The organism is Nostoc sp. DedQUE08, from assembly GCF_034530895.1.
Classification (GTDB): Bacteria; Cyanobacteriota; Cyanobacteriia; order Cyanobacteriales; family Nostocaceae; genus Nostoc.
In genome coordinates this window covers 20,375-34,585 of the sequence record NZ_JAVRCD010000077.1, presented here as the reverse complement: position 1 = coordinate 34,585, position 14,211 = coordinate 20,375, and the positions used below count along the sequence as shown (strand labels likewise).

Genomic DNA, 14,211 nt, shown 5'->3' with positions numbered 1-14,211 from the left:
AGAAGTTGGACTTTAATACACATAATCATGATTCTGTCAATGCGTAAGTCCTAGTGTATACCCCAAGTCTCAATACTTGCCGTTTAACCTTTCCCCTTTAACCTTTTCCCCAAACCCAATTCTGAGTTCAAAATCCAAAAACCGAGTACTATTGCCCAAGTCTTGAGTCTATCTTTGTAGTATAGAAAGAAGCACTTTGACCTAAGACTATGCCTTCTTCTGAAAAATCTCTCACTTATCCAACCAGCCATAAGAGCAATCAAGCTGATAATTACCACGGTACTTCAGTTGCAGATCCTTACCGTTGGTTAGAAGATCCTGACTCCGAAGAAACAAGAACTTGGATTGAGGCACAAAATCAAGTTACGTTTGGCTACTTGAGTGAAATTCCTGCTAGAGAAAAAATTAAACAGCGCCTCACCAAACTTTGGGATTATGAAAAATACGGTATTCCTTTTAAAGAAGGCGATCGCTACTTTTATTTCAAAAATGACGGATTGCAAAATCAAAGTGTCCTTTACACCTTGAAAACTCTCGATGACCAACCCCAAGTTTTACTCGATCCCAATAAACTCTCAGAAGATGGCACTGTTGCTCTTTCGGGATTGTCGATTAGCGAGGATAGTAAACTTTTAGCTTATGGTCTATCTTCCTCCGGTTCTGATTGGCAAGAGTGGAAAGTACGCAATGTTGAAACTGGTGAAGACCTCCAAGACCACCTGAAGTGGATTAAATTTTCTGGCGCATCTTGGACACACGATAATCAAGGTTTTTTCTACAGTCGCTACGATGAACCAAATGAAAAAACTCGATTAGAAGATGTCAACTATTATCAAAAGCTCTACTATCATCAACTAGGTAAATCTCAATCAGAAGACGTTTTAATTTATCATCGTCCTGACCAAAAAGAATGGGGTTTTAGTGGTGGCGTTACTGAAGATGGACACTATCTAATAATTTCAATTTGGCTAGGGACTGACTCTAAAAATTTAGTTTTCTTCAAAGATTTAACTAACGCTAATGCGGAAGTTGTAGAACTCATTAACCAATTTGAGGCAGATTATAGCTTTATCGACAATGATGATAGCGTCTTTTATTTTCGCACAGATTTAAACGCACCACGGGGAAGAGTGATTGCAATTGATACCAAAAACCCTGTACCAGAAAATTGGCAAGAAATTATTCCCCAATCAGCAGAAACTTTGGAAAGTGTCGGTATACTTAATAATCAGCTCGTTGCAGATTACCTCAAAGATGCTCACAGTCAAATCCAAATTTATGACCTCAAAGGTGCGTTTATTCGAGAGGTAGAACTACCAGGACTCGGTTCAGCCGGAGGCTTTGGGGGTAAGCGTTATGATACTGAAACTTTTTATAGTTTTACCAGCTTTACCATACCAGGCACTATTTATCGCTACGACATGGTGACAGGAAAAAGTGAGGTTTTCCGTCAACCACAGGTAGATTTTAATCCTGATGAGTACGAGACAAAACAAGTCTTTTATCACAGCAAAGATGGTACTAGAGTACCAATGTTTATTACGCACAAAAAGGGTATTAAATTAGATGGAAATAACCCTACTTATCTCTATGCTTATGGTGGTTTTAATGCCTCAATGACACCTGGTTTTTCTGTGAGTTTGTTGGTGTGGATGGAGATGGGTGGTGTCTATGCTATGGCTAATATCCGTGGTGGTGGAGAATACGGTGAAGAATGGCATCAAGCAGGAATGAAGGATAAAAAGCAGAATGTCTTTGATGACTTTATTGGTGCTGCTGAATGGCTGATTGCTAATAAGTATACTAAAACTGAAAAGCTAGCGATCGCAGGTGGTAGTAACGGCGGTTTATTAGTGGGTGCTTGTATAACGCAACGTCCCGATTTGTTTGGTGCAGCGTTACCAGCAGTCGGCGTCATGGATATGTTGCGGTTCCACAAATTTACCATCGGTTGGGCTTGGACTTCCGAATATGGTTCTGCGGATAATCCAGAAGAGTTTCCGGCGCTGTATGCTTATTCGCCATTACATAACATCAAACCAAACACAGCTTACCCAGCAACCTTAATTACCACAGCCGATCATGACGATCGCGTTGTCCCTGCTCATAGTTTCAAATTTGCTGCGGCTTTGCAAGAGGCTCACGCAGGTGATGCGCCAACGCTAATTAGAATTGAGACAAAAGCAGGACATGGTGCGGGTAAACCCACGGCTAAAATTATCGAAGAAGCCGCCGATAAATGGGCTTTTTTGGTACGTGCTTTAGATGTGAAATTTTAGTAACTTTGTCGGGTGGGCATTGCCTACCCTACGAGACTAAACTAACTACTGCCCTGACTAACTTCTCTGGCTCTACAGGTTTTGTAATGTGAGTTTGAAATCCTACCTGAAGCGCTCTTTGTCGGTCAATTTCTGCGGCATAAGCGGTTAGTGCGATCGCCCGAATATTTCCTCCTTGATTCGGTGGACGAGATCGAATCTGCTGCATCAGCATATAGCCGTCCATCTCAGGCATACCGATGTCACTCACTAGCACGTCAAAACTGAACTGGTCTAAAGCTTGCAAAGCTTCTAAGCCAGAAGCGACGGCTGTCACATTTGCCCCGCTTTGTGACAGCACAAATGCCTGAAATTCACGGGTATCTGGCTCATCATCCACCAGCAAAATTTTAACGCCGTCTAAAGGCACTTCTGCTTCTGTCTGGGTGTAGATTGGCTCGGATGCGTTGAGCTTTGCTCTTGCCTGCTGTATGAGGGGCAATTGGATGATGAAAGTTGCGCCTTGATTCTCACCCGGACTTTCTGCTGTCACCGTGCCCCCGTGCATTTCGACAATTTGCCGCACGATCGCTAGCCCCAATCCTAACCCGCCAAATTTGCGTGTGGTTGAGCCGTCTTCTTGGCGAAAATACTCAAATACATGAGGCAAAAACTGGGGATTGATGCCCTTGCCAGTATCGATTACCCGAATCTGAGCTAGCCCGTCGAGTTGCCGCAGTTTAATGGTCACTTGTCCGCTGTTGGGTGTAAACTTAACCGCATTGGTAAGCAAATTCCACATCACTTGTTGTAAGCGGGCTACATCGCCAGAAATCAAAGCGATCTCAGAGTCAAGATCGAGAGCGATCGCAATATTTTTTGCTTCTGCTGCCAAACGCACCGTTTCCACGGCGGCAGAAATCACAAAAGTCAAACTGACCGGAGCCGCTGTTAAGTTGAGTTTGCCCTGCATGATACGGGAGATGTCGAGCAAATCTTCGATTAGTTGCGTCTGTAGATTGGCATTGCGCTCAATAATTTTCAAGGCTTCAGCTCTACGAGCTTCGCTCAGTTTGCCGTTTTGTAGTAATTGCGTCCAGCCCAAGATCGGGTTGAGAGGCGATCGCAATTCATGGGACAGCACCGCCAAAAATTCATCTTTGATTCGGTTGGCGCGATCGGCTGCCTCTCTTGCGGCTTGTTCTTGCGCCAGCAATCGTTCCCGTTCAGTTTCAGCTTGCTTTTGCTTGGTGATATCACGTGAAATTGCCACAAGTTGGGTCACTTGCCCAGCAGTGTTCCGCACGGGCGTGATGATGCTATCCCACCACTTCGGTGTGCCCTTGTAAGTGGGAAGATAGCCTTGAAAATGGCCTGTATTGCCTGCTTTGGCGGCTGCGATCGCTGTTTTGGCATTTTCATAATCTTCACCTTGCCAAATATCTTGCCAGGAGGTGTTTAGAACGAGCGTCGGATCGTCGACTTCCAATAAACATAACCCGCCTGTGCTGATATAGATAATTTCGCTATCGAGTGTCAAAACTTTAATGCAATCCTTGCTGCTTTCCAGAATGCGTTGCTTTAGCTCCTCACTGTCGCGCAAGGCTGCTTCAGCGCGGGCGCGTTCGATCAGCGGAGCGACACGCGCTGCAACGTTTTCCAGCAACAACATCTCATCCGCCGTCCAATGGCGCGGCTTGTCGGAACTGACTCCGATCGAAGCCACCCAACGCCCTTCACGGACAAACGGTGCAATGACGTAGGATTGCAGATTGATGAGCGTGTAATTGTCGGCGAAATCCTTTGTCCACGGATGTGTGTTCACGTCGTCAATCCCGAACGGTTGACTTGCCGCTGTTTCCCACCATTCCTTCGCACCGAAAAGGGTAAGGTCGTAAGTTCCGGCAAGGTCTGATCCGTCGAGCCGCCAATCGGGTAGAACCGTTACCTGTCTGCCGTCTGGCGTGACATCGAGATAATAGCAGCGATGCCCGTTCAAAAACGTTCCGACTTCGCGCGTGACGATGCGGTTGATTTCCACTGCATCCGTCACCGTGCCGAGTCTTCGGCTTAACTCGGTCAAAAACTCCACTTGCCGTTCGGCTTGAATTTGCTCGGTAACATTCCTGAAATAAACGGTGATGCCGTTTGGGGCGGGGTAGGTGCGAACTTCGTACCAGCGATTATGATCTGGGTAAAACGCGGTAATTGACCCAGCCAGACGATGGTTCCGCCCGCCGTAGGCATCGCGCATGGTGCTCAAGTAGACCTGCGCCAACTCATTGCCAATCAGTCCTGGATACTCTTCCCACAAATTCTTGCCAACTAAATCGCCTGGAGTGCGATCGAGTAGTATTTCGGCAGATGGATTTATATAGGTAAACTGCCAATTCTCATCCAGTGCAAAGAAGGCTTCAGCGATACTCTCCAGAATATTCCGAGTCTGCTCCTCGCTTTGGCGCAAGGCTTGCTCTACCTGTTTGCGCTCAGTGATATCTCGCGTCACGCCTGCCACTGCTTCTACTGCGCCATTTATGTCCAAAAGTGGCACGAAAATATATTCATAGGTGCGTGTGCCGATTGCGCTAGTGTAGGGCGTTTCATCCTTGAGCAGCTGACGCGTGGCGATCGCCTGTTGAATCTGTTGCTGAAGTCGAGTTGCTAAATCGGTTGGATAATCTAGCTCAAAAAAGTTCTTTCCCAAAGCTTCATCCGAAGTTTTCTGCCAAAGATTGAGCAACGCTGGGCTGACATAGGTGAACCTTCCCGCCAAATCAAAGGTGTAAATAAAATCGGGAATTGCCGCAACAAGCGCGTCGAACTTCCGCAGTTGCCGTTCGAGTTCGGTGCGGCTGTCGCGTAATGCTGCTTCAGCACGGGCACGCTCGACGGCTGCCCACGTCTGCTCTGCTGTTTCCTCGACTCGTTTCACCTCGTCTTCCGTCCACTGGCGAGGGTTTGCCTGATGCACCGCCAGCAGAGCGACAAATCGATCTTTCTTAATTAGCGGCACATCAATATGCGCGGCAATATCGATTGATCGATACCTTGCCCGATCGCTGGCTGAGTATTTAGGGTAGTTTGCCACATCAGGAACGATCGCCGTTCGCCCCGCTCGATGATCGTCTGTCAGGTTGCGCCCAAAGTCTTCCAGATGGTACAGCCCGCTCAGTTCGGCAACGCCGTTCGTGTAGTTTTTATGAACGATAACCTCTTTGCCGCTCGGTAACACTTCAATGTAAATAACGCGGTTTGCGCCTAGAAACTCGCCCAGAACAAAGGCAGCGATCGCCTGAATCTCATTAGCGTCAGTCAGCAGGCGTAGCGCATTGGTGAGCTTGACTCGAAACGCATCGGCTTGGGCAGCTTGAGGCAAGGCATCTGTTGATGTGCGCTCCAGCAGATCGGATTCTAGCTGCTGGGCTCGATCTAGTTCTGTTAACAGGATCTGCACAGCCGTTTTTAGGCTGTCCGACCAAGTTTCGATGACCCCTAGTGGCGTTTGCGACCAATCGTGCGATCGCAACAATGCACCGATCTCGCCGCCACCAACAAAGAGGTTTTCAGCCTTGGTGCGATCGCTAGCCCATCCCTGGCGCTGTTGCATTTCCCGTTCTAAAGCCTTAACGATTAAATCATTAAATGATTCGCTACCTTCCTTGAGTTTCCTGGCTTTTGCAAGCAAGTCAGGCGGAAAACAGATTGTTAAGGCTTCGCGTTCCATAGCAATGAGTGTAACCAGATATGGATACCATTTATTGTATTCTGCCCATAGAATAGTACGACTGAGTTTGCTTCCACTCTCCTTATTTGCAATCAGGGGATGAGTTTTAATATTCATAGATGAGTTAAAATTCAATCAATCACTCTAGACAGATATTAACTATGAGATGGGAAGAAGTTTGCGAACACAAACAATTACAAGATTTACCCTTAAAAATTGAATTAAATCCTAAACCAATTAAACGGTAATTGTAGAGAATAGGGAAAAGAGCGATCGCCTAAATTACTTATTTTTAAAATATTTCTTAAAAATATTGATAATTTTTAATTAAAGATTGAAGAAAAATGAACTTTACTTAATTTAAATTATTATCTATTCATAACTAATGCGATATCCAAACTTAACAAAAGGTTAAGCGATAATGGTGAAGGCAAAAAATTATTTACCTTCACCCTCAATACCGTTCGATTAAGGTTTTTTAATGAAAATTCTAGATTATTAAAGACGCGATAAATCACCCTCTCTACGAAGGAATAATTATTGTAGAGACGGCGATTCATCGCGTCTTGTCTTAACCGAACAGTATTACCGCTTTTCTCGATGCAAGCAAGAAGTTTAATATTTTTATCCTTCTTGTGTACTTAAAACGCGACAGCTTGAGCTGTACCAGTCAAATGGATTGTCGTATAAGTTTGTCTTTGCCCTTGGTTGAATTTAGGAATCACAGAAAACAGGTTTGTTGTTGTGATTCCCTTAGTTTCTACTGCGGCTGAGTTGCTTTTTCCAAGGTTTACACGGGGTAAGATCAAAGTAAACACGGTATTGCCAGTATCTACTGTCCTACGGATAGTTACAGTTACGAGTGTACCAATCTCTGTTTCTACAGTACGGATCTGATCGGTACCTTGAAAGTTTAATGTCTGTTGCTTATCTTTATAGGTAAAAAGGGGCTTGCCAGTAAAGCTTGTCGTTGAGTAACTAATGCTGATATTCTTACCTTGAAACTGGTATAAGTTTGGTACTACTTCTGAGGCATTAGCTGATAATACAGGTATTGCTGTTAACAGCATACCTAATGTGAACGATCCAATCAAGTTTCTTGTTTGCATATCTAAAAAAGTTTTTGCTAGTTTGACCGAGATACTTACCCGAATGGGATGACAACAGGTATCAAACCAATTTTAAAAGTAGATATTACTACAATCGTGTAAAAAGAAACACATTGCAATGCTTGTTAATCTATTTGCAATAATTTCTAATATTCTGTAAAAGTTTGATCTGCGAACCTAATAACCCTTGGGTAGTTTTAAAAAATACACCCAGATATGCTATGGGCAAAAAAGTAGTACAGCAATAAGTTTATATATCATCTCCTTTGAGGGGATTTGATTTCATTTTCGTCTTATTCCCTCAATAACTAGCAACTTGAGTTAGATTTAAATTTTGAAATACCCTTTGGGGTTTTATTTTAAAATTGGAAATTTTGTATTGCTTATGAAACGGCGATCGTACATGCTTTTAGGATTTTTCCTCAGCCTTATTTTAACTATCGTGCCAATGGCTGGCAATTTCACTAATGCTGCAACGCCAACAGCAGTCACACCTGTCTCTGCTCTCTCATTCACCCAAGGAGTGCAAAAAACAGTATTAGACAACGGTTTAACGGTATTAACCAAGGAAGTTCATACTGCTCCCGTGGTGAGTGTGCAAGTTTGGTATAAAGTTGGCTCACGCAACGAGGTTAAGGGAGAGAATGGTATTTCTCACCAGCTAGAACATTTAATGTTCAAAGGTACAAATGACCGTCCTGTACAGTTTGGACGGTTGTTTAGTGCTTTGGGTAGCCAGTTCAATGCTTTTACTAGTTATGACGAAACAGCTTACTTTGGCACAGTGCAGCGAGACAAATTAGAAGCACTGCTGACACTAGAAGCCGATCGCATGGAAAATTCCTTAATTGGGCCTGAACAACTCACCAGTGAAAAGCGGGTGGTGATCTCCGAGTTACAGGGATACGAAAATTCCCCAGGTTATCGTCTGAGTCGGGCAGTGATGCGGGCTGCTTTCCCCAATCGAGCTTATGGTTTATCAGTGGGAGGCACAAAAGCCGATGTCGAGAAATTCACGCTGGAGCAGGTACGGAATTATTACCAAACCTACTACAGCCCAGAAAATGCCACGTTGGTGATTACCGGAGATTTTGCCACAAAACCTGCACTCAAAGTTGTCCAAGAAACTTTTGGAAAGTTATCGCAACGACCAAAAAAGAATACGGCAGTTGATAATGCAACCAGAGCACTCGATCGTTTCTTAGCATCTAATTCTATCGCTGACGCTTCCTCGTCTACCCCTGTTGCGAAAAAAGCACCGATTGTCCTCAAGCAACCTGGAAGTACAGCACTATTGCAAGTGGTGTATCCTTTGCCAGATATCAAACATCCTGATGTCCCGGCAATTGATTTGATGGATGCCATTCTTACAGGTGGACGTAGTTCTCGACTTTATCAGGCTTTGGTGGAATCTGGACTCGCTAGTTCAGTGAGTGGTGGTGCTGCTGAACTCATCGAACCGGGTTGGTATGAAATTGATGCTACGGCGGCTCCCGGTCAAGAGTTGGGGAAAATTGCCCAGGTACTCCAGGAATCTTTAACAAAATTGCAAGAGCAGCCTGTTACCTCAGAAGAGTTGAAGCGAGCGAAGACGCAACTGCAAGCCTCGTATATTTTGGGTAATCAAGATATCACGAGTCAAGCTAATCAACTGGGATATAACCAAACGATCGCAGGGGATTATCATTTTATTGAAAGGTATCTGGCTGCGATCGCGAAAGTGACTCCTGCTCAAGTCCAGAAAGCAGCGAAAACTTACCTTAATCCGGCTCAACAAACCATCGGTTTCTTTGAGCCGACTCAACCAGATGGTAAACCAGGAACTTCTAGCGCTGGTTCTAGTCGCACGGTGGAAAATTTCAGCCCTGGTAAGCCTGTAGATCCAGCAGAACTAGCAAAATATTTGCCACCTGCCACATCAGAGACAGATTCAGCTAAACAATTACTACCAGAAGAGTTTACCTTAAAGAATGGTTTGAAGGTTCTGCTGTTGAGCGATCGCAATCTTCCCACTATTAACCTGAGCGGACAAATTGACGCTGGTGCTGAATTTGATGGCAATCAAAAAGCTGGATTAGCGAATCTAACTGCAAGCAACTTAATGAATGGGACACAGACTAAAAATGCTCTGACCCTAGCAAAAACCTTAGAAGACCTGGGAGCCGGTTTGAGCTTCGGTGCTAGCCGTGAGGGAGTTAACGTCAGCGGTGAGGGACTTTCAGCAAATTTGCCAATATTAATTCAAACTCTGGCAGATGTGTTAGAAAACGCCACTTTCCCCGCAGATCAGTTAGAACTAAGTCGCCAAAGGGCATTGACAAGTCTGAAAGTTCAACTGGATGACCCTAGAGGTTTGGGAAGGCAAGTATTCCAACAGGCAATTTACCCTGAAAATCATCCATTCCACAGCTTTCCCACAGCCGATAGTTTAAAGACTATTACTCGTGATGATTTGCTTGGTTTCTACCAGACACACTACCGACCAGATACCACGACGATCGCTTTGGTGGGAGACTTTGATTCAGTTAAGGTAAAAGCTTTGCTAAATGAAGTGTTTGGTAAATGGCAAGCCACAGGTAAGCCACCTGTTCTCAAAATACCAACCGTACCATTTCCGCAAACTTTGACACAACTAAATAAAGTAATTCCCGGTAAAGCTGAGGCTGTCACCTACATCGGCTACAACGGCATCTCTCGGAAAGATCCGCGTTATTATGCGGCACTGGTGCTAAATCAAATTTTGGGTGGTGATACCTTAGCCAGCCGCTTGGGTACGGAAGTGCGCGATCGCCAAGGTTTAACCTACGGTATATATAGTGGTTTTGCCGCCGGGATCAATCCGGGGCCCTTCTTGATTCAAATGCAAACTGCTCCTCTTGATGCCCAAAAAGCGATCGCCAGTACTCTCGCTTTACTAAAACAGTTACGCGAGCAAGGAGTAACTGAAGCTGAATTCAACACAGCAAAACGCTCAATTACCAATAGCTATCCTGTGGATTTAGCTAATCCCAGTGATGTAGCAAGCATCATTTTGGATAATGCTGTTTTAGGGCTTTCACGCTCAGAAATCCGAGAGTTTCCTCGACGGATTGAAGCAGTCACTATGGCTAATATGCAACAGGCAATTGAAGATTTAATTAAGCCAGAAAATCTGGTGATTGTCACCGCTGGGCCTGGAGATAGTGTAACCAAGGGTAGCTAATTATTTCAGATATACCAAGGGACTGGGGACTGGGGACTGGGTGAAAAGTCTTTTTGTGTCTAAGTTTTATCATCTGTTAATGTCCTAATCACCAAGGCTTGTGCTATACATAGCAATCCTATCTGATTGATAAAAATCGCAATAACAAGATCCCCGACTTCTTTAAGAAGTCGGGGATTTGATTGTTTACGAATGATTTAGGATGGCTAATATCACTTCCTGCCTCCTGCCCCTTGCCCCTTGCCCCCTGCCCCCTGCCTCATTCAAATTGAATAAGACACTGGAAAGGACTTTGCATCCTTTGGCTTCACATACACTCGCTGTAGAGGTTCTAACTTTAAGTCATTAAAGCGATCGCGTGTTAAATGCGCCATCACTACTTGCCCGTCATCGAAAGTTAATTCCACCTGAATTTCCCAACCCAAATGTATTAATCGGCTTACTGTTGCAGCCGTAGTCGTACCGTTAGCAGTCTTTTCTAAAATCACATCTTGCGGACGCAAAAAGACTTGTGGGTGTGGCGCATCAAACCCGCTACTTTGAAAAATCTTTGAAGAGCTGGGTAATACATTCACCGGGCCGATGAAGCTCATTACAAATGCGGTGGCGGGATTATCATAAATTTCTGCTGGTGTCCCTACCTGTTCCACACGTCCTTTATTCATCACCACAACCTCATCGGAGACTTCCATTGCTTCTTCTTGGTCGTGGGTGACGAAAACTGTGGTAACATGAACCTCATCATGGAGGCGGCGTAACCATGCCCGTAAATCTTTGCGGACTTTAGCATCAAGTGCGCCAAAGGGTTCATCTAGCAATAAAACTTCCGGTTCTACTGCCAATGCCCTTGCTAAAGCTACCCGTTGTCTTTGACCACCAGAAAGTTGTGATGGATAGCGATCGCCTAATCCAGTCAATTGCACCAATTCGAGTAACTGTTCTACCCGTCCTTTAATCTTCTTTGGCTGTGCCTTACGAATTTCTAAGCCAAAGGCAATATTTTGCTTAACTGTCAGATGCTTGAATAGGGCGTAGTGCTGAAATACAAACCCAATATTTCGCTGTTGCACACTTTGGTATGTAGCGTCCTTACCGGTAAGCAGGATTTTGCCGCTATCTGGCATTTCTAAACCTGAAATTAACCGTAGTAGCGTAGATTTACCCGATCCCGATGGCCCAAGTAATGCAACTAGCGAACCACTCTTAATTTCTAGGCTAACCTCATCAACTGCCTTGAAACTCCCGAATTGTTTGGAGACGTTCTCAACTACTATACCCACTGCTACTATAACCTCTGCAACTAAATCTACAGATCCTTGGTAGGATTACTGTGTCCTACATATACCATACATTGTTATTTATGGATGAACAAGATTTAGCTACCGCAACTGCCACAATCGAGGAAGCTACAATCAGCACCACTGCAATCTAGGGAACTACAATCAGCAGCACCACAATCTAGGGAACCACAATCGGGTGTTATGCTAACGATCTCGACACAATTACAGCCCAAATCAGCACAATCAAAACAGTTAGTATTGTCGCCACTAATAAATGAGGATTTTTGAGCAACTTTACCAGATGCTTGTCGTTGCTGCATATCTGCTTCATCCTCTGTAGATTCTTCTGAGTTTTCGCTATGCATTCGCAAAATTTGATTGGCTTGCTTGCAAGCTTGAAATCGTTCGTGGGAATTAACAAAAGCTGCTTTTAATCCTTCCTTGGCAACTACCCGCTTAATGTATTGAGAGCAAGATTCGCCGCCATATAGTATTCTGTGGGCACAAGCAAAACCTTTGTGCGGAGAAATATGTTTTTGATATCCATTAATTGCGGCAGTACTAAGTTGTCTAGTAAAAGAATCGAATAAGGAAATTTGCATATTTTATAACTGGGGCATTGGGCATTGGCACTAACCAATATTCTTTAGTACTTACGCAAAAGCTCTCTAAAACTCTTATTTTTGTGCGTTCTACCCTGCGGGAAGCCGCTCTGCATCTATGCAGTTCGTTTTTCATGATTTTACGTAAGTCCTGTTCTTCATTCTTCCCAATACTCAATACCAAATACTCAATACCCCAATGCCCCATGCCCAATGCCCAATACTTCGACTCCGCTCAGTACAAGTGCCCAATGCCCAATACTTCGACTCCGCTCAGTACAAGTGCCCCATGCCTAATGCCCAATGCCCAATGCCCCAGGTTCAATTCGTATCGAAACATTAAGGAATATTGCATTTAAGCAGAAACCTAGAGGTAAAGCGCCAAATCACCCAAAAGACCGTGGTAGTATGCTCTCGGTAAATGTGAAGATTGGGAGAAAGACCTTTGACACTACGGGTTGCTGTTATTGGGTCAGGCCCTGCTGGTTCATCTGCCGCAGAAACACTGGCAGCCTCTGGGATTGAAACCTACCTGTTTGAGCGGAAGCTAGACAATGCGAAGCCTTGCGGGGGTGCAATTCCCCTATGTATGGTGAGTGAATTTGACTTACCACCAGAGATTATCGATCGCCGGGTACGGAAGATGAAAATGATTTCGCCTTCCAATCGCGAGGTTGATATCAATCTGATAAATGAAGATGAATATATAGGAATGTGCCGCCGGGAAGTGTTAGATGGCTTTTTGCGCGATCGCGCGGCCAAACTAGGCGCAAATTTAATTAATGCCACTGTTCATAAACTTGATATACCAGGAAACAATACCGATCCCTATACGATTCATTACGTTGACCACACAGATGGTATATCACAGGGTATTGCCAAAACTTTGAAGGTGGATGTAATCATTGGGGCAGATGGGGCTAATTCCCGCGTTGCCAAAGAAATGGACGCTGGGGATTACAATTATGCGATCGCCTTCCAAGAGCGGATTCGCTTACCCGAAGACAAAATGGCCTACTATAACAATCTCGCCGAAATGTATGTCGGTGATGACGTTTCTACCGATTTCTACGCTTGGGTTTTCCCCAAATATGACCACGTAGCTGTCGGTACTGGCACAATGCAGATCAATAAAGCCAGCATCAAACAGTTACAAGCTGGTATCCGCGCTCGTGCATCCGAGAAGCTAGCTGGCGGTAAAATCATCAAAGTTGAAGCCCACCCCATTCCCGAACATCCCCGTCCCCGTCGTGTTGTCGGTCGCATCGCCTTGGTGGGAGATGCTGCTGGTTATGTTACCAAGTCTTCTGGTGAAGGTATTTATTTTGCGGCTAAATCTGGGCGGATGTGTGCCGAAACCATTGTCGAAGCATCTAACAGTGGTAGCCGGATTCCTACAGAAGGCGACCTGAAGGTTTACCTGAAACGTTGGGATAAAAGATACGGACTCACTTACAAGGTGCTGGATATTCTGCAAACCGTATTCTATCGTTCTGACGCCACCCGCGAAGCCTTTGTGGAAATGTGCGATGACCTCGATGTACAACGGCTAACATTTGATAGCTATCTGTATAAGACGGTTGTCCCAGCTAATCCCATCACCCAATTGAAGATTACTGCTAAAACCATTGGTAGTCTAATTCGGGGTAATGCCCTTGCACCTTAATTGAGTGGCACTTCCAACAAAGAAATTACTCAATTTTGTGGGGTGGACATCCTGCACGCTCATGAATCAGGGCGGGCAAGATGCCCACCCCACAATATATGTTTCCGAAGGGTAGCAACTGGCGCAGCCCAGAGAGAAAAAAGAGATTTTACAAGTCACCTTGAAAGGGTTAGTTTTCAATGTTCTAGATAGCACAACTCTTTACTTAGTACAGTTTTGCGTAAAGTGTAGCGTTTTTAATGCAAGCCGACGCATTAACAATGCAAGCCGATGTATTAACAAGGCGGCCGACGCATTAACAATGCAAGCCGACGCATTAACAAGGCGGCCGACGCATTAACAATGCAAGCCGATGTATTAACAAGGCGGC

At 44.8% G+C, this 14,211-nt stretch carries 7 protein-coding genes; 3 read left to right on the top strand and 4 right to left on the bottom strand.

The genetic code is table 11. From position 1 onward, the window contains the following. Positions 1-209: 209 nt before the first annotated feature. Positions 210-2,279, top strand: a complete 2,070-nt coding sequence (locus RMY64_RS32485; RefSeq protein ID WP_322675604.1) for a prolyl oligopeptidase family serine peptidase — start codon at positions 210-212, stop codon at positions 2,277-2,279. A 28-nt stretch (positions 2,280-2,307) separates the two neighbouring features. On the opposite strand, the gene RMY64_RS32480 is transcribed toward RMY64_RS32485, so the two are convergent. Then, positions 2,308-6,099: a YlcI/YnfO family protein gene (locus tag RMY64_RS32480; RefSeq protein ID WP_322702176.1), complete on the bottom strand. Its 3,792-nt coding sequence runs from the start codon at positions 6,097-6,099 to the stop codon at positions 2,308-2,310. A 524-nt stretch (positions 6,100-6,623) separates the two neighbouring features. Next, positions 6,624-7,091: a hypothetical protein gene (locus RMY64_RS32475; protein ID WP_322675606.1), complete on the bottom strand. Its 468-nt coding sequence runs from the start codon at positions 7,089-7,091 to the stop codon at positions 6,624-6,626. A gap of 385 nt (positions 7,092-7,476) precedes the next feature. Here RMY64_RS32475 and RMY64_RS32470 point away from each other — a divergent pair, with 385 nt between their 5' ends. Next, complete coding sequence (locus RMY64_RS32470; RefSeq protein ID WP_322702175.1) at positions 7,477-10,293, top strand: pitrilysin family protein; 2,817 nt, start codon at positions 7,477-7,479, stop codon at positions 10,291-10,293. Between the two features lie 263 nt (positions 10,294-10,556). On the opposite strand, the gene RMY64_RS32465 is transcribed toward RMY64_RS32470, so the two are convergent. Then, positions 10,557-11,573: a sulfate/molybdate ABC transporter ATP-binding protein gene (locus RMY64_RS32465; RefSeq protein WP_322702174.1), complete on the bottom strand. Its 1,017-nt coding sequence runs from the start codon at positions 11,571-11,573 to the stop codon at positions 10,557-10,559. 95 nt (positions 11,574-11,668) lie between these two features. Further along, on the bottom strand, positions 11,669-12,175 hold the full coding sequence (yidD, locus tag RMY64_RS32460; protein WP_322675609.1) for a membrane protein insertion efficiency factor YidD: 507 nt from the start codon (positions 12,173-12,175) through the stop codon (positions 11,669-11,671). 445 nt (positions 12,176-12,620) lie between these two features. Between yidD and chlP the strand changes: the two genes are divergently transcribed. Continuing rightward, a complete protein-coding gene (gene chlP / locus RMY64_RS32455; RefSeq protein ID WP_322675610.1) occupies positions 12,621-13,841 on the top strand; it encodes a geranylgeranyl reductase in 1,221 nt (406 codons plus the stop codon). Positions 13,842-14,211: the final 370 nt, after the last annotated feature.